Source organism: Nocardioides panzhihuensis (assembly GCF_013408335.1).
GTDB lineage: Bacteria > Actinomycetota > Actinomycetes > Propionibacteriales > Nocardioidaceae > Nocardioides > Nocardioides panzhihuensis.
Window position 1 is genome coordinate 1,332,487 of the sequence record NZ_JACBZR010000001.1, and the last position, 16,223, is coordinate 1,348,709.

13 protein-coding genes are annotated in these 16,223 nt (G+C 69.2%); 5 read left to right on the top strand and 8 right to left on the bottom strand.

The window, feature by feature from the left end; all coding sequences use genetic code 11:
- Positions 1-95: 95 nt before the first annotated feature.
- Positions 96-908, top strand: a complete 813-nt coding sequence (locus tag BJ988_RS06215) for a methyltransferase domain-containing protein (protein ID WP_179657221.1) — start codon at positions 96-98, stop codon at positions 906-908.
- Entirely contained in the window at positions 875-5,125 is a 4,251-nt protein-coding gene (locus tag BJ988_RS06220) for a DUF3367 domain-containing protein (RefSeq protein WP_179657222.1), read from the top strand. Before BJ988_RS06215 ends, BJ988_RS06220 begins: the two co-directional genes overlap by 34 nt.
- On the opposite strand, the gene BJ988_RS06225 is transcribed toward BJ988_RS06220, so the two are convergent.
- On the bottom strand, positions 5,008-6,213 hold the full coding sequence (locus tag BJ988_RS06225) for an acyltransferase family protein (protein ID WP_179657223.1): 1,206 nt from the start codon (positions 6,211-6,213) through the stop codon (positions 5,008-5,010). The two genes, BJ988_RS06220 and BJ988_RS06225, sit on opposite strands and share 118 nt — an antisense overlap.
- Positions 6,210-8,051 (bottom strand): hypothetical protein, encoded by a 1,842-nt coding sequence (locus BJ988_RS06230; protein WP_179657224.1) that lies wholly within the window; start codon positions 8,049-8,051, stop codon positions 6,210-6,212. Before BJ988_RS06230 ends, BJ988_RS06225 begins: the two co-directional genes overlap by 4 nt.
- Positions 8,052-8,161: 110 nt before the next feature.
- Here BJ988_RS06230 and pgfA point away from each other — a divergent pair, with 110 nt between their 5' ends.
- Both pgfA and BJ988_RS06240 read left to right on the top strand, forming a co-directional pair.
- The gene (gene pgfA, locus BJ988_RS06235) at positions 8,162-9,124 is read left to right on the top strand and encodes a cell envelope lipid trafficking protein PgfA (RefSeq protein ID WP_179657225.1); all 963 of its coding nucleotides are present in this window, start codon (positions 8,162-8,164) and stop codon (positions 9,122-9,124) included.
- On the top strand, positions 9,117-9,545 hold the full coding sequence (locus BJ988_RS06240) for a hypothetical protein (RefSeq protein WP_179657226.1): 429 nt from the start codon (positions 9,117-9,119) through the stop codon (positions 9,543-9,545). The genes pgfA and BJ988_RS06240 overlap by 8 nt, the downstream gene beginning before the upstream one ends.
- Before the next feature lie 12 nt (positions 9,546-9,557).
- Here the strand turns inward: BJ988_RS06240 and BJ988_RS06245 are convergent, their stop codons facing one another.
- Positions 9,558-10,445 (bottom strand): class I SAM-dependent methyltransferase, encoded by an 888-nt coding sequence (locus tag BJ988_RS06245; RefSeq protein ID WP_343051498.1) that lies wholly within the window; start codon positions 10,443-10,445, stop codon positions 9,558-9,560.
- Positions 10,446-10,717: 272 nt separating this feature from the next.
- On the opposite strand from BJ988_RS06245, the gene rpsA reads away from it, so the two are divergent.
- Positions 10,718-12,202: a 30S ribosomal protein S1 gene (gene rpsA, locus BJ988_RS06250; RefSeq protein WP_179657227.1), complete on the top strand. Its 1,485-nt coding sequence runs from the start codon at positions 10,718-10,720 to the stop codon at positions 12,200-12,202.
- 92 nt (positions 12,203-12,294) lie between these two features.
- On the opposite strand, the gene BJ988_RS06255 is transcribed toward rpsA, so the two are convergent.
- Genes BJ988_RS06255 through BJ988_RS06275 form a run of 5 tightly spaced genes read right to left on the bottom strand, consistent with a single transcriptional unit; the run spans position 12,295 to position 16,222 of the window.
- Positions 12,295-12,651: a hypothetical protein gene (locus BJ988_RS06255; RefSeq protein ID WP_179657228.1), complete on the bottom strand. Its 357-nt coding sequence runs from the start codon at positions 12,649-12,651 to the stop codon at positions 12,295-12,297.
- Positions 12,635-13,420 (bottom strand): ABC transporter ATP-binding protein, encoded by a 786-nt coding sequence (locus BJ988_RS06260; protein WP_179657229.1) that lies wholly within the window; start codon positions 13,418-13,420, stop codon positions 12,635-12,637. Before BJ988_RS06260 ends, BJ988_RS06255 begins: the two co-directional genes overlap by 17 nt.
- Positions 13,417-14,271 carry an ABC transporter permease gene (locus tag BJ988_RS06265; protein ID WP_218860615.1) on the bottom strand — a complete coding sequence of 285 codons (855 nt, stop codon included), beginning with the start codon at positions 14,269-14,271 and terminating at the stop codon, positions 13,417-13,419. The genes BJ988_RS06260 and BJ988_RS06265 overlap by 4 nt, the downstream gene beginning before the upstream one ends.
- Positions 14,271-15,098, bottom strand: coding sequence for an ABC transporter permease subunit (locus tag BJ988_RS06270; protein WP_218860617.1), 828 nt, complete (start codon positions 15,096-15,098; stop codon positions 14,271-14,273). Before BJ988_RS06270 ends, BJ988_RS06265 begins: the two co-directional genes overlap by 1 nt.
- A complete protein-coding gene (locus tag BJ988_RS06275) occupies positions 15,095-16,222 on the bottom strand; it encodes an ABC transporter substrate-binding protein (RefSeq protein ID WP_218860618.1) in 1,128 nt (375 codons plus the stop codon). The genes BJ988_RS06270 and BJ988_RS06275 overlap by 4 nt, the downstream gene beginning before the upstream one ends.
- Between the last annotated feature and the right edge of the window lies 1 nt (position 16,223).

Sequence of the window (16,223 nt, forward strand, 5' to 3'; positions counted from 1 at the left end):
TTGCGCGACCGGTGTCCCTCAACACCGTTACTGGAGAGTAGGACAGATCGTGACCGAATGCACACCCTCTGGGGTAATCGGTTAGGGTTCCCGCCGTGTCGAACCTTCGCGACCCCCGGGGCGGGGCCCAGCCCGATGCCCCGGCCGGCAGCGGCTGGAGGGCGACGCTGCGGCGCTCCGTACGCCTCTTCAACGACTTCCGCGTGGAGCAGACCGATCCCGCGCGCTTCTACACCGCGCTCGCCGCGGACTCGGTCGGCCAGCTGGCCCACTACACCGCCGGTCCCCAGGGCGATGGCGCAGCGCTCGAGGGCACCGTCCTGCTCGACGTCGGCGGCGGCCCGGGCTATTTCCGTGACGCTTTCATGAAGGCGGGAGCGACCTATCTCGCGCTCGACGCCGACGCCGGTGAGATGCAGGGCGCCGGGATCGTGGCCGAGGGCAGCATGCTCGGCGACGGGATGCGGCTCCCGGTCCGCACCGGCTCGGTCGACGCCTGCTACTCCTCCAACGTGCTCGAGCACGTCCCGACCCCGACAGCCATGCTCGACGAGATGCTCCGGGTCACCAAGCCCGGTGGTGTCGTCTTCTGCTCCTACACGCTGTGGTGGGGTCCGTGGGGCGGCCACGAGACCAGCCCGTGGCATCTGCTCGGGGGCCGGTTCGCCCGCCGCCGCTACCAGCGCAAGCACGGTCACGAGCCCAAGAACAGGTTCGGCGAGTCGATGTACGCAGCGACCGCCTCCGCCGGGCTGCGCTGGGCGCGCGCCCAGCGCAAGGCGGGCAACGCCGAGATCCTGGCCGCCGTTCCGCGCTACCACCCGTGGTGGGCGGCGTGGCTGATGCGGGTCCCGGTGGTGAGGGAGGTGTTCTCATGGAACCTCCTGCTCGTGCTCCGCAAGACCTGAGCAGAATCTTCCGGATCCGTCTGCTGGCGATCTCGGTGCTGCTGCTCGGGCTCGCTTTCGTCCAGTCACCCGGGCTGCTCGTGCCCGACACGAAGTTCGACCTCGCCGTCGCGCCCGTCGACTTCCTGGGCCGCGCTCTCCACCTGTGGGATGCCGAGTCGGCCTTCGGGCAGCTGCAGAACCAAGCCTACGGCTACCTGTGGCCGATGGGCCCCTTCTTCGCGGGCGGCTGGGGGCTGGACGTCCCCGGTTGGATCGTGCAGCGGCTGTGGCTCGCGCTGGTGCTCATCGTCGCGTTCACCGGTGCCGCGCGCGTGACCAAGGCCATCGGCGTACGCTCCGACCTCGCCTGTCTGATCGCCGGGCTGGCCTTCGCGCTCTCGCCGCGCATGCTGACGACGCTGGGGCCGATCTCGATCGAGGCCTGGCCAAGCGCCCTCGCCCCGTGGGTCCTGCTGCCCCTGATCATCGCCTCGAGCAGAGGAAGCACGCGGCTCGGCGCGGCCCTCTCGGCTCTGGCGATCGCGATGGTCGGTGGCGTCAACGCCGCCGCCACCTTCGCGGTGATCCCTCTCGGCGCGATCTGGCTGCTGACCCGCAGGCCCGGGCGCCGACGGCGCTCGCTGATGCTGTGGTGGCCGCTGTTTACGCTGCTCGGCACGCTGTGGTGGCTGGTGCCGCTGTTCCTCCTGGGCGCCTACAGCCCCGCGTTCTTGGACTACATCGAGACCAGCTCGGTGACAACCCTGCCGACCGACGCCTTCAATGTCCTGCGGGGCACCTCCAACTGGGTGCCCTACCTCGACAGCGACTCGCGCGCCGGCCACGACCTGATCACGACGCCCTACCTCATCCTCGACAGCGGCGTACTGCTGCTCGTCGGCCTCGCGGGCATCCTCGGCAGGAGCTCGCCCCACCGCCTCTTCCTCGGCCTGTCCGTCCTCGTCGGGATGCTGATGGTCGGGGCCGGTCACACCGGAGCCGTGGAAGGCTGGTTCGCCGGCGACATCCGCGGTCTCCTCGACGGCGCCCTGGCGCCGCTGCGCAACGTGCACAAGTTCGACCCGATCATCAGGCTTCCGCTGGTCATCGGCATCGCGATCGCACTGGACCGCTCCCTCGCGCCCAGGACCGACGGGGTGTCCGGCGGGCGACCGTCCCTGGCCCGCATCCCGGCCACGGCGGGTCGGTACGCCGTCATGGCGATGACCCTGGTCGCGCTGCTCGGCTCGGTGGCCCCGGTGGCCACCGGGCGACTTACCCCCGCCGGGGCGACTCTCGGCATCCCCGGCTACTGGCAGGAGGCGGCCGACTGGCTGCGTACGAACGGGGAGGGATCGACCTCGCTGCTCGTGCCGGGCTCACCCTTCGGCGAGTACGTCTGGGGCTCGCCGCGCGACGAGCCGCTGCAGCATCTGGCCGACAACCGTTGGGCCGTACGCAACATCATCCCGCTCGCTCCCGAGGGCAACATCCGGATGCTCGACGAGATCGAGGCCCGGTTCGCCCAGGGCAAGGGCTCTTCGGGGCTCACCGCCTACCTGCGTCGCGCCGGCGTACGTCATCTGGTGGTGCGCAACGATGTCGTCCGCGGCGACGACATCCCCGACCCGGTTCTGGTGCACCAAGCGCTCGAGCAGTCCCCGGGCCTCATCCAGGTCGCTGCCTTCGGGCCGGAGCTCGGGGGCGAGGCGATGCTCGAAGGCGAGAAGGGACGGTTCTCGGTCAACGGGGGTTGGCAGGACACGTACCCGGCGGTCGAGGTCTACGAGGTCTCCACGGACACCGCCGAAGCGGTGGTGGCACCGCGGACAACCACCGTGGCAGGCGGGCCTGAGGACCTGCTCGACCTCACCGACATGGGCGTTCTCGGCGACACCCCCACGGTGCTCGGCGTCGACCAGCAGGAGATCCCCACCGGGCCGGTCGTGCTCACCGACGGCCTGCGTGAGCGGGAGCGTGCCTTCAGCCGGATACACGACGGCGGTTCCGCGACGCTGACCGCCGGGGACGTCAAGCGCACCGGCAACCCGGCCAACGACTACCGGCTCACTGAGAGCGACCGCTGGTCGACCACCAGCCGTCTCGACGGAGTTGCGTCGATCTCCGCGTCCTCGTCACGTTCGGACGCCGGTTCGGTCGGAGGCTCCAGGCCCAGCGACCTCCCGTATGCCGCCGTCGACGGTCGTGAGCAGACCGAGTGGGTCGCAGGACCTTACGTCAACCGCGACCCGTGGTGGCAGATCGACCTGACCGAGGCCACCTGGGTCGATGAGGTGCACCTGGTCGGCGGCACCGAGGCACATCCCAGGCAGGTCGTCCGGGTGCGCACCGAGGACGGCGTCTCGGAGGAGGTACGCCTCGGGCCGGGTGACCGTCACTCGGTGACCCTGCCCCGGGGCGCCACCGATTGGGTACGGGTCGAGGACGCGGGTTCCGCCGGCGGTGGTCTCGCGCTAGCGGAGGTCACGATCCCGGGTGTCGACGTCGTACGCCGCCTAGTGCCACCCACCCTGCCCGAGAAGTGGGGCAACCCCGACGTGGTGGCGCTCAGTGCCGAGCAGGACGCGCGTCTGGGCTGTGCTGAGGTCCGCGGTGACATCCGTTGCGTGCCGGGCCGTGAGCGCAATGGCGAGGAGCCTTTCGACATGCGGAGGGTGGTCACGCTCCCCGAGGCGACGAACTGGTCGGCGCGCCTGCGCGTGCGACCGGTCGCCGGACCGGCGCTCGGCCGCCTGATCCTCGACCCCTACCTTCGTGGCGTGGAGGCCTCGTCGCAGGCAGTCCCCGATCCTCGGGCCTCCGCCCTGGCAGTGCTCGACGGTGACCCGGGCACGACCTGGCTGGCCGATCCCGACGACCTGCGTCCGACCCTCGATCTGCGCTGGCTGAAACCGCGCAGATTCGGCTATCTGCGCGTCGCTCTCGACCAGGACACGGCCGCCAAACGTCCGGTCGGGCTGACGCTGACCTGGCCGGGTGGCCGGCGCGAGGTGGAGCTCGACGAGGACGGCGTCGCCACCTTCGAGCCGATCCGCACCAAGCAGCTGAAGATCCAGATCGACCGGGTGGGCACCACCGCGGCGGCCGGATTCGACACCGGCGCGATCGAGATCGGCACGGGTATCAGCGAGATCTTGCTGGGTCGGCAAGGATTCCCGGGTGTGGCGCTCTCGGAGGGCCTCACCCTGATGGCCTGCGGCACGGGCCCCGACGTGGTCTGGAACGGCAGGCGGTTCAGCAGTGCGCTGGACGCCTCGCCGGCTGCGCTGGCTCGTGGCGAGACCGTGGACGCCCGCCTGTGCAGCAAGCCGGTCCCCCAGGCACGGAAGGCCAAGCCGAGAGCCGAGCAGAGGATCGTCACGGAGACCCGGGCCGGGGAGAACACGATCGATGTCGAGGCCTCGCCGGCGGCGGCCCCGGTCAGCCTCACCATGACCAACACCGAACCCGGCTCGTTCGGGGCACCGTCGGGTCGCGGGGGTTTCTCGGCGCGACCGGTCCCCGTGGCCGATACGGCGCAGACCCGGATTCTCGAGCCTGGCCGGTCGTCCGGCGTGGTGGTCCTGCGCCAGAACATGAACCCCGGCTGGCAGGCCCGTCAGGGGAGCGGCACGCTGAGACCGGTCACCGTCGACGGATGGCAGCAGGGCTGGGAACTCCGTGACGAGACCGAGGTGAAGGCTGTCTTCACCCCGGACGAGCGCTATCGGACCGGCCTGGTCGCCGGCGCCGCAGGCGTAGCCCTGCTGGTGCTGCTGGTCCTCGCCGGACTGGTGCGCCGCCGCAGGTCCTCGTCCGACCGCGCCGACGACGGCTCCGATGTCCCGGCGGGGGAGTGGCGCGCGGGACCCGTCCTGCTGACCCCCCTCGCAGTGGCCGGTGGTGGCCTGATCGCCGGCACCGCGGGGGCGGTCGTCTGTGCGGTGACAGCCGCGGCGGCACTCGCCGCGGTCGCGATCGCCCGCCGCCGTGGCGTCAGGCTCTTCCCCTGGATCGGCTGGCTGGGTGCTGCCCCGGTCCTGCTGGTCGCGTTCGCCTACTCACTGCGACCCTGGATTGGGCCGAACGGCTGGGCGGGGGAGATCGGCTGGCTGATCTACCCGGTCCTCGTACCGGTGACGCTCACGCTGCTGGCCGCAGTCTCTCGCCGGGAGCGCAGGAAGAATGGCGGCCGGTCCCTGAGCCGCGCGAAGGGAAGCTCGACGAGCCGGTAGGCGACCTCGGCCACCACGAGCGAGAGCACGACCGTCATCGCCCAGATCTGCAGGCCGTGACCGTCGAAGATCTTCCAACCGGTCACCCACATCACCAGGTGCAGCACCGGCATGTGCAGGCAGAAGATGCCATAGGAGATCCGGCCGAGCCACTGCGAGAACCGGTGGCCGAGCAGCCGTCCGTACAGGCCCACAGGATCCGCGAACACAGCGGTGGCGACCACCACGAAGGCGACAACGGCGTAGAGCGTGTGCTTGACGACGACCTCCGCCGGTTCCGGCGAGGTCAGCGTCGTCGGGCCGGCGACCGGGGTCGCCGCCACGAGCATCAGGCCGCCGGCCAGCAGCCAGGCGCTGCCCGGGAGCCGTGCGAGCGTGACCAGCCTCCCGGCGTACGCCGGTCGGAGTCCCTGCTCGCGGAGCACCTGGATCAGAGCGAGGAACAGCCCGGCCGCGAACCAGAGGAGGAACCCCGGCAGCCACTGCGCCGGCATGGCACTGATCCGCTCCTCCAGGACCGGCACGGCGAGCAGCACCCAGATGAAAGTGAGCGCCGCCATGGCGGCCAGGCCGAGGACGAACCGGCGGGGTGCCAACCGGCGGCGCGTGCCGACCAGCACGAGCATGATCACCGGCAGGAGCAGGTAGAACGCGACCTCGACGGCGAGGCTCCACATGTGGGTCAGGCCGGGGGGCAGCGCGGTGTCGACGTAGGTGTTGCCCATCACGAGGGTGACCAGCCAGGTGCGAAGGCTCGTGCCCTGGTTGGAGCGGAGCAGCCCGAGAGCGACCACGACGGTGACCACGTAGAGAGGGGCGATCCGCAGGAACCGCTTCCACAGGTAGGGGCCGGACGCGGGGGCACGGCGGTCCGTCGTCGCCCGCACCAGCCACGGACGCCCCAGCAGGAAGCCGGAGAGGACGAAGAAGAGCGCTACGCCGACGTCGAGTCGCGACAGGAGCCCACCGAGGAGGCCATTGGTGTAGGCACCCGCCCAGAAGGCGACGTGGGTGGTGAGCACGGCGAATGCCCCGAGCGCGCGGATCGAGTCGATGCCCTCGAACCGGGTCTGCGCGACCTGCGTCATGACGTTCCCCTCGCCTTCACCTCACCGACCGCGACCATGTCGACACACAAGGTCGTCGCATCGTCCTGCATCTGGAGCACGACCTCGTCGACCTCACCGTCGACCCGGACGAAGGCGGTTCCCAGGCCCCGGTGCACCGGGACCTCGCGCGTGCTGCCGCCGGCGCGCACCTCGAGCGTTCCGGACTGGGGTGCAAGGTAACTGATCGAGATCCACCACCTGTAGTCGAAGGCGGCGCGCTCGAGCGGAATCGTGGTCTGCGAGGACGACACCCGCCAGCCGCAGCCAGCGGCCGGTCCGGGCTTGGAACTCACCCCTTCAACCCTGGCAGGGTGTACGTTGCCCTGCTCATCGAGCAGATGCAGGTTGTCGCTCGCCAAGGGGAACCGGGCGTTGTCCACGAGTAGCGGAAGCAGCACGCGCGTGGTGTTCGAGGGTGGTGTGAAGCCCGGGTCGACGTGGCGCGGCACCGTCTGGTCGAGCAGATCGACGACGCCGCCGAGATTGCGCAGGTCCGTCATCGCGTTGTGCATGTACTCGGCGCTGGGGTGGTCGCTGTGCCAGACCCTGGCGTACGTCACCCCGCTCCAGATCCCCGAAGCCGCAACAACTGCCACCGCCGCGACGAGGATCCTCGGATCGGGGGTGACGGTCAGCAATGGCGTCGCTCGTCGTTCGCTCGACTCGGTGGCGCCCAGCAGAGGGAGCGTCACCAGCCCGAGGCACAGCGCTGCGAGGGGCGCGAGGTCGGTCAGGTAGCGCAGCTCGAGGCCAATGATGGCCCCGACCAAGGGCGCGCGACTGGTCACCACGAGCCCGAAGGCCAGGATCGCGTAGATGCTCAGCAGCCCCCATGCCCGCCCCGTACGCCGCCGGAAGAGGGCCGCCCCGACCGCGAAGCCGATCAGCACCACCCAGGCCGCGCTCGTTGCCCACAGCGGAGGGTCGATCTGAACGGTGGGCAGAGTGATGTCGTTCCAGCGCCAGGGACCACCGAGAAGCCCGGTGACCAGGGACCGGCCAAGCATCGCCTCGGCGAGATCGCCCGCGGGTGGGCGCTTCTCACCGACGAAGATGGAAGGGACCTCTGTCACGTAGTGGTAGGCGTAAATGCCGCCCAGGGCGACGGCCGCAATGAGCGCGGGCCAGGCGCGGCGTACGGCATGCCAGACCCGCTGCAGCGGCGACCCATGGCTGAAGTAGGCGAGCAGCAGGTAGGCCAGCACCACGAACACCAGCGCGGTCTTCACGTAGCAGAGCAGCCCGAAACCCAGGGCGAGCATCGTTACTGCGAGCCAGCCCAGATGTCTGCTGCGGGCATACCTGACCCAGGCCCCGACGGAGACGAAGAAGACGAGCTGCAGGGGCACTTGGTTGAGCGCGGCAGCCCACCACATCATCGCGGGCACGTTGAGTGCGGTGAAGAGGTAGAGGGCCAGCGGAGCCAGGGCCCACGGACGTACGCCGAAGAGGGTGAAGAGCATCCACGCACAGGCGATGCCCGCGAGCACCTGCATGACGAAGACGGATGTGGCGGCCATCCCCCAATTGGCGTCCTCGCGGCTCACCACCCAGGCGATCGCGCGGCCGACCGGCATGAACTGACTGTCGTACGGAGCCAGCAACCGCTCCAGGGTGAACGGACCGCCTCGCGCGTCATCGATCAGGCGATAGTCGTCGAGCAGGAACCACCCCGGGTAGAGGGCCCACGCGCGGATGCCCGCCTGGATCCCGATCAGGATGGCCGCCGCCGCGATGACCAGCTCGCGGGGATGGGTCGAGAGCCGGCCCTCGGGTGCCGCCGCGTCGGGCGCGGGTACGGGGTGGGGGAGGGACACGAAGACGAAGTGTCGCACAGCGGTTTGTGACCAGTTGCACACCTCTCCGGGTATTGCTGCTACGGTTCGGCGGATCGAGGGGGACTCAGGCCTTGGGAGGGGCAAAGAACATGCGAAGAGTGATTGGTTACGTCTTCTTGCTGATCGGCGCGTTTGCGCTGGTCGCTGCTGGGGTTGCCGGCTTCTGGGGCAGGGATGCCGCGGCGACCGTGCCGTTCAACGTCAACACCACGACCGTCCTGGAGGGCACCGCGAGCGGTGCGCTGGCCAAGTCGGATCAGCCGGTCAAGGTGAAGTACACCCGGACGACCGAGGCCGCACCGAAGGACTCGACCGACGACGTCGTCGTCTTCGTCGAGGCCGGCTGCATCATGGTCCAGGAGGGCGACACGCCCGACTGCGCCCGCGCCGAGGAGGACGACCGCGTGGTGACCACCACCGAGCGTGCCTACGCCATGGACCGCAAGACCTCCGAGGTCGTCGAGGACCAGGCCAAGTACGTCGGTGAGGACAAGGCCGTCGCGAACATGACCGGCCTGGCCGGCAAGTTCCCGTTCGGCACCGATCGTCACGACTACGAGTACTGGGACGACACGCTCGGCAAGACCGTCATCGCCACCTACGTCGACGACGTCGACATCGATGGTCTGAAGACCTACCAGTTCGAGGTCTCTGCCTCCGACGACGACGCGTCGCTTTCGCCGGGAGACGACGGGGTCAAGGACACCGACGACGACATCCGCGGTACCTACGAGGCCACCCAGACGATCTACGTCGAGCCGACCACCGGCTCCTACGTCGACCAGAGCGCGACCCAGAAGATGGTCACCAGCACCGGCCTGGAGTTGATCGACGCCGAGATGAGCTACACCGACCCGACCGTCGCCAAAAACGCCGAGGACGCCAAGGCCAACATCGCCAAGCTCGGTCTGATCGGCACCTGGATCCCCGTCGGCGGCGTCGCGGCCGGCCTGCTGTTCCTGCTGATCGGCCTGTGGCTGGTCCTGCGCGGTCGCAAGCCCAACGGTGGCGCCCACGCCGCCGCGGACGACCGCACCCTGGTTGATGCCTGAGGCTCAGCCCGCACCTGCGTCACCGTCTGCGGGCCTCGAGGCTGACAGCCTCCGGGCCCGCAAACGTATTCCGTGGGCTGTAATCGTCGTCATCGCCCTCGCCGCGCCCGCGGCGACCTGGCGGATCCGGATGGCCGCCCTCGCGGCATGTCAGGAGCCGGATGCGAGCCTCGGCGTCTGGTCCTGGGGCGTCACGTTCAGCATGGTCCTCGGTGCGATGCTGCTTGTCGGGCTCTGCCTGTTGGCGCGGCTCGCGCCGGGGCGAGGCACGCAAGCATGGCTAGTGATCATGCTGATCGTGGGCTTCGTCCTCGTCGCACTCGTGCTGAGTGCGCCCGACTGGGAGCCGTTGGTGATCCAGCCAGGATGTGACGGGCACGCACCTGGATGGTGGCCGCTGTGGCTGCCCGGTCGCGGCTGAGACCGAACCCGGCTAACGGTTCGTCAGGTCGGCGCCGAAGATCGCGGTCCCCGGGGTCAGCAGACCCCGGGTGCGCGACCAGCCGCCCCAGATCCGCTCGTGGTCCTCGGGCCACTCGGGCTCGACCAGGTCGGTGATCCGGAACCCGGCACCGGCCAGGATCGCGACCCAGTCGCCGAGGGTGCGGTGGTGCTCGACGTACGACACCTCGCCGGTCTCGTCGTCGACCTCGACGTAGGGGGTGCGATCCCAGTAGGACTGGGCGGCGATCAGGCCCTCGGGGCCGGGGTCGTCGGGGAACATCCACCGCGTGGGGTGGGTGATCGAGAACGCGAATCGGCCGCCGGGCCGGAGCACGCGGGCGGTCTCGGCGACCGCGTGGGCGATGTCGCTGACGAACTGCAGCGCTCCGAAGGAGCAGAAGACCACGTCGAAGGAGTCGGCGGCGAAGGGGAGGTCGGTCGCCGTGGCCTGCACCGCGGGCACGACGACGCCGGTCTGCTCGTCGAGGCGCCGGGAGTGCTGGAGCTGACGCCCGGACAGGTCCATGCCGATCGCGCGCCCGCCTCGGGTGTTCACCCAGCGGGAGCACTGGCAGGCGCCCGAGCCGAGCTCGAGCACGTCCTTGCCGCTGACGTCGCCGAGGATGCCGAGGTCGGCCTCGGTCAGGCCCTCGGGGCCCCAGACGAACCCGGCCTCGCCGAGGAAGGGACCGTGGGTCGCCTGGTACTCGTCGGCGTACCTGTCCCAGTCGGGGCCGTTGGCGCGGCGGGAGTCGGCCTCGCTGACCGATCGCCGCTCCGCTCTGACGACGGGGCCGGTGGTATCGATGGTCTCGATCGCGCCGAAGGGATCGATGGGTGCCTCCGGTCGGACGACCGGGCTGAGGGCTTGGTTCACCTCTACAGCGTATGCCTCCCGGCCTGAAGGCGGGAATGCGGCAACGGGCCTCGACAGTTGGACGAGGCCCGTACGCGAAGCGTAGGCTAAGAAACTGCGTCTGAAGTCTGCTCGGGTCCCAGACCTAGTGGACCTTGGCTTGCTACCTCGGCCGCCGGCGAACACCGCGCGACGAAGCCTGTTGTGCTGGTGCCGGCGAGGGGTTGCCGACCTGAGACTTCAGCCGTGTGTGACCCGACGATATCTGTCCACCCAAGGAAACCACCTCCCTTATGACGAGCACGCTCAACATTCCTCTCCCCGACTATGACGCGCCTCAGGTCGCGATCAACGACATCGGGTCGGAAGAGGACTTCCTCGCCGCGATCGACGAGACCATCAAGTACTTCAACGACGGCGACATCGTGGACGGTGTCATCGTCAAGGTCGACCGGGACGAGGTCCTGCTCGACATCGGTTACAAGACCGAAGGTGTCATCCCGTCGCGCGAGCTCTCGATCAAGCACGACGTCGACCCGTCCGAGGTCGTCGAGGTCGGCGACAAGGTCGAGGCCCTGGTCCTCCAGAAGGAGGACAAGGAAGGCCGTCTGATCCTGTCCAAGAAGCGCGCGCAGTACGAGCGCGCCTGGGGCACGATCGAGAAGGTCAAGGAGGAGGACGGCGTCGTCGAGGGCGCGGTCATCGAGGTCGTCAAGGGTGGTCTCATCCTGGACATCGGCCTGCGTGGCTTCCTCCCCGCCTCCCTCGTCGAGATGCGTCGCGTCCGCGACCTGCAGCCGTACGTCGGTCAGACCCTCGAGGCCAAGATCATCGAGCTCGACAAGAACCGCAACAACGTGGTCCTGTCGCGCCGTGCCTGGCTCGAGCAGACCCAGTCCGAGGTTCGCCACGGCTTCCTGACCCAGCTCCAGAAGGGTCAGATCCGCAAGGGTGTCGTCTCCTCGATCGTCAACTTCGGTGCGTTCGTGGACCTGGGTGGCGTCGACGGTCTCGTCCACGTCTCCGAGCTCTCCTGGAAGCACATCGACCACCCGTCCGAGGTCGTCACCGTCGGTGACGAGGTCACCGTCGAGGTTCTCGACGTGGACATGGACCGCGAGCGTGTCTCCCTGTCGCTGAAGGCGACCCAGGAGGACCCGTGGCAGCACTTCGCCCGCACCCACCAGATCGGCCAGATCGTCCCGGGTAAGGTCACCAAGCTGGTGCCGTTCGGTTCGTTCGTCCGTGTCGAGGAGGGCATCGAGGGCCTGGTGCACATCTCCGAGCTGGCCGAGCGCCACGTGGAGATCCCCGAGCAGGTCGTCCAGGTCAACGACGACGTCATGGTCAAGATCATCGACATCGACCTCGAGCGTCGCCGCATCTCGCTCTCGCTCAAGCAGGCCAACGAGACGGTCACCTCGACCGACGTCGAGGAGTTCGACCCGACGCTCTACGGCATGCCGGCCAGCTACGACGAGCAGGGCAACTACCTCTACCCCGAGGGCTTCGACCCGGAGACGGGCGAGTGGCTCGAGGGCTACGACGAGCAGCGTGAGAAGTGGGAGCAGCAGTACGCTCAGGCCCACGCGCGCTGGGAGGCCCACATCAAGCAGCAGCAGGAGGCCGCCGAGAAGGCTGCCGAGGCCGGCGAGGCCACCTCGTACTCCTCGGGTGGCTCGGTCGACGAGACCGTCGCCGAGGAGGAGGGCGGCGGCTCGCTCGCCTCCGACGAGGCTCTGCAGGCTCTGCGCGAGAAGCTGACCGGCGGTCAGTGAAACGCATGAGCTGAGGCTCTAGGCAACAACACGAGGGCCCGACCACCAGCTGGTGGTCGGGCCCTCGTGCGTCTCGGGAAGCCGAGTGCGGATCAGGAGGCTCTGCCCTCGCCCGGAGCGATCTGCTCGATCCAGTAGAAGTGGGCCAGCGCGTCGACGCCGGCGTCGGAGACCCCACGCAGGTGGACGGTCTCGCCGTCGGAGCCCGAGACCCGGCCGTGCTGCTGCAGCTCGAGGATGTGGAAACGCTCCGGGGCGAACCCGAGCCGCACGTCGACCGCGAAACGGCCGTTCGCGTCGGGGCGTAGGCCGACCCCGTCATCCACCTTGCCGACGGACTGGATCGTCAGCCACAGCTGGTAGGCGAGGACGATGGCGATCAGGACCAGGAGGCGGCGCAGGACCTTGTTGCGCCAAACGCCGCCGACCCGCTCAGCCAGCCTGTGCATCCGGCTCACCTCCGCCCAGCCGTTCCTCGATGTGGTGGGTGTACTCGCGGAAGCGGGGGTCCTCCACCGTCTCCCGCCAGATCCGCGGCCTCGGCAGCTCGATGTCGATGATCTCCGCGACGGTGCTGGGACGGTGCGAGAGGAGCACGACCCGGTCGGAGAGGAAGACCGCTTCGTCGATGTCGTGGGTGACGAAGAAGACCGTCGGCCGGCGCTTCTCGAAGATCTCGGTCAGATCCTGCTGGAGCTTGCGCCGGGTCTGGGCGTCGATGCTGGCGAACGGCTCGTCCATCAGCATCACCTCGGGCTCGTTGACGAGCACGCGGGCGAGACCGAGGCGTTGCTGCATGCCGCCGGAGAGCTCGTGCGGATACTTCCGCTCGAAGCCGCTCAGGCCGACGAGCTCGAGGATGTCGGCCGCGGCCACCTCCCGCTGGGCACGGGAGACGCCCTTCATCCGGAGCCCGAAGGTGACGTTGCCCAGCACGGTCTTCCACGGGAAGAGCGCGTGACTCTGGAAGACCACCCCACGGTCGGGACCGGGGCCGTGCACGGATCTGCCGTGGACGAGCACGTCTCCGGCGGTGTGGTCGATGAATCCGGCGACGATGTTGAGCACGGTCGTCTTCCCGCATCCGCTCGGGCCGAGCACCGATACGAACTCACCCTCGCCGATGGAGAAGGTCACCTCGCCGATGGCCGGGATCGTCTCTCCGGTGTAGTGGTCGACGTACTCCTTGCGGAGACCGTTGATCTCGAGGGTGTTCATCTTGCTGCCTCCATCTGGCGTACGAGTCCCCACCGTTCCACGGTCGCCCGTTCGAACGGGGCGAGGATGAGTGCGTCCAGGGCGTACCAGAGCACGCCGAGCACGATCATCCCGAGGAAGACCTGACTGACTTCGCCCGCGCGGCGGGCGTCGAACATCATGAAGCCGATTCCGCTGGTGCCGACGATGATCTCGGCGGCGATCAGCGCCCGCCAGCCGTAGCCGAGGCCGGTGCGGACACCGCTGGCGACGGCGGGCAGGGAGCCCGGGACGATCACCTCGAAGAACACCCGTAGGCGTCCGGCACCGAGGCTACGGGCAGCGTTGACGAGCTCGCGTGGCACCTGGTCGACGCCGGCGACGATGCCGAGCATCAGCGGGAAGACCACGGTGTAGACGATCACGAAGGTCACCGAGGTCAGGCTGAAGCCGAACCATACGATCAGGATCGGCAGCCAGGCGATGTCCGCGATCGCCTGGAAGAAGAGCAGCAGCGGCCAGGTGAGACGGCGCGCCCAGGACGAGAGGGCGACCACGAAGCCGAGCGGCAGGCCGATCAGGAGACCGAAGCCCACTCCGTACGCCAGCCGCTCGAGCGAGTCGCCGAGGTAGCTCGGCATCATGCCCTTGCGGACCAGTTCGGCGAAGGACTGCCACACCTCGACGGGGCCGGCGAAGAAGGCCGCGTTGACCGTTCCCGCCGCCGCGACCGCCCACCAGATCAGGAGGAACGGGACGAACGGTCCGAGCGTACGGACGGCGGGATGGGCCAGAAGCGCTGTCCCGACGCGGCGCCACAGGGGCACGCGTACGGGAGTGCGGGTCGGTGCCGGGGGAGTCATCGTCGTCATCACGAGACCGCCTTCATGCCCCAGCGCTCGACCGTACGCCGCTCCAACGGCGCCAGCATGAGCCGGTCCATCAGCAGCCACAGGACGCCGATGATGACCATCGACGCGATGATGACGCCGGTGTCGAACTGGCTCTGAGCGAGGAACAGGGCATACCCCAGGCCGGCGTTGGTGGCGATGATCTCGGCCGCGACCAGTCCTCGCCATCCATAGCCGAGCCCGATCCGCAGGCCGGTGACGATGCTGGGCAGGGCGCCCGGGAGCAGCACCTCCCAGACGATCCGTGGACCGCGGGTGCCCATCGAACGGGCGGCGCGCACGGTCTGCACCGGGATCTGCTGGACCCCGAGGACCGTGTTGTAGGTGAGAGCGAAGAACATGGCGTTCCAGACGATGAAGATGACCGCGCGGTCCCCGTAGCCCAGCCAGAGCGTGGCGATCGGGATCCACGCGATCCCGGCCAGGGCGACGGAGAACCGCAGCAGCGGGGAGAAGAAGGCTGACAGCCGGGGGCTGGACCCCAGGGCGATGCCGAACGGGATCGCTGTCACGACCGCAAGCACGGCGCCGATCAGCATGCGCTGCACGCTGGCGCCGAGGTGACGGGCCAGGTCGCCACTGGCAGCCATCTCCGCGAGCGCGGCGATCACGTCGGTGACCTGCGGGAACGTACGCGCCGTGGTGCCCGTCACCTCGACGACGAGCCACCAGATCGCGACGAGCAGGACGAACGGGACGGCGAACCAGACCGCCTCCGAGCCGCGTCGTGGCCCGGGCCGAGGACGTACGCGCCCCACGGAGCGGGCGGGCGGGTCGATCGTGGTCACTGGCAGGCCTTGTCAGCCGCAGCCTGGTCGTAGGTGTAGCCCTCCTCGACCTGGGCCTGCGCGGGGATCTCGGGCAGGCCCTCGAAGAGGTCGGGGTTCTCCGCCATCACCTCGAGGATGGGTGCCGGGTCGAAGTAGGGGGCGGGGTCGAAGTCCGGCTCGGCGGCGTCACCTTGGGCCATCAGGTCCGCCACGGTGTCCAGGGCGAGGTAGTTGCACGCGCTGAAACGGGGGTCGAGCTGCTTGACGTTGTGCTGCATCGCCTGCTGGGCGACGGCGCTCTCGGTGCCGGGCAGCCAGCGGGTGGCCGCCTCACCGGCCTCGTCGGGGTTCTCGCGGATCCACTTGTCCACCTCGGCGCGGGCGGCGAGGTAGTCGGCGACCTCGTCCGGGTGCTCGTCGAGGAACTCTCGAGTGGTCACCTGGTAGCCCACGAACGGGATGTAGCCGCCGCCGCGCATGACCTCCTCGGCACCGTCCACCTGGTCGGTGATGGTGATCGGCCACGGGTCCCAGGCGATCGCGGCGTCGATGCCACCGGTCTCGAGCGCGACGCCGAGGTCGGGCGGCGCGGTGTTGACGACCGTGACCTGCGAGGTCTTCAGTCCCGCCTCCTCCAGCAGACCCAGGAGGTAGAGGTGGTTGATCGAGCCGACCGACACGCCGATCCGCTTCCCGCGCAGGCTGCCGAGGTCGTCGGCGGAGATGCCAGCGTCGGGGGTGGCGACGACGGCCATGGTGTCGTCGATGCTGGCCTGGCTGGCCGACCCGGTGTAGGTGCCGACGAGCACCAGCTCGTCACCCTTCTGCGCGGCCGGCACCAGCGGAGTTCCAACCTGGACCAGGTCGACCTCGCCGGCCTGGAGGGCGTTGAGCGCGTCGACCCCGGTCGGGAACGGGTCGGCGACCTCGACGTTGAGTCCGCGGTCCTCGAAGTAGCCGTTCTCCAGGGCGAGCGGCAGCCCGACCTGGTCGATCGCGGAGAGGTAGCCGGCCCGCAGAGAGGCGGCGGAACCAGCCGCTCCGGGGTCTTCGACGGTCGAGCCGCCACCGCATCCGGTGAGGACGCCGAGCGCGAGGACGGAGACGGTGGCGGTGAGACGCATCCTTGTCGTGGTGAGCATC

Bases quoted from the DNA above. Each gene is read 5' to 3' on its own strand.
- BJ988_RS06220 (WP_179657222.1), top strand. From the start codon at position 875: ATGGAACCTCCTGCTCGTGCTCCGCAAGACCTGAGCAGAATCTTCCGG.
- BJ988_RS06225 (WP_179657223.1), bottom strand. From the start codon at position 6,213: ATGACGCAGGTCGCGCAGACCCGGTTCGAGGGCATCGACTCGATCCGC.
- pgfA (WP_179657225.1), top strand. From the start codon at position 8,162: ATGCGAAGAGTGATTGGTTACGTCTTCTTGCTGATCGGCGCGTTTGCG.
- BJ988_RS06240 (WP_179657226.1), top strand. From the start codon at position 9,117: ATGCCTGAGGCTCAGCCCGCACCTGCGTCACCGTCTGCGGGCCTCGAG.
- rpsA (WP_179657227.1), top strand. From the start codon at position 10,718: ATGACGAGCACGCTCAACATTCCTCTCCCCGACTATGACGCGCCTCAG.
- BJ988_RS06255 (WP_179657228.1), bottom strand. From the start codon at position 12,651: ATGCACAGGCTGGCTGAGCGGGTCGGCGGCGTTTGGCGCAACAAGGTC.
- BJ988_RS06260 (WP_179657229.1), bottom strand. From the start codon at position 13,420: ATGAACACCCTCGAGATCAACGGTCTCCGCAAGGAGTACGTCGACCAC.
- BJ988_RS06265 (WP_218860615.1), bottom strand. From the start codon at position 14,271: ATGACGACGATGACTCCCCCGGCACCGACCCGCACTCCCGTACGCGTG.
- BJ988_RS06275 (WP_218860618.1), bottom strand. From the start codon at position 16,222: ATGCTCACCACGACAAGGATGCGTCTCACCGCCACCGTCTCCGTCCTC.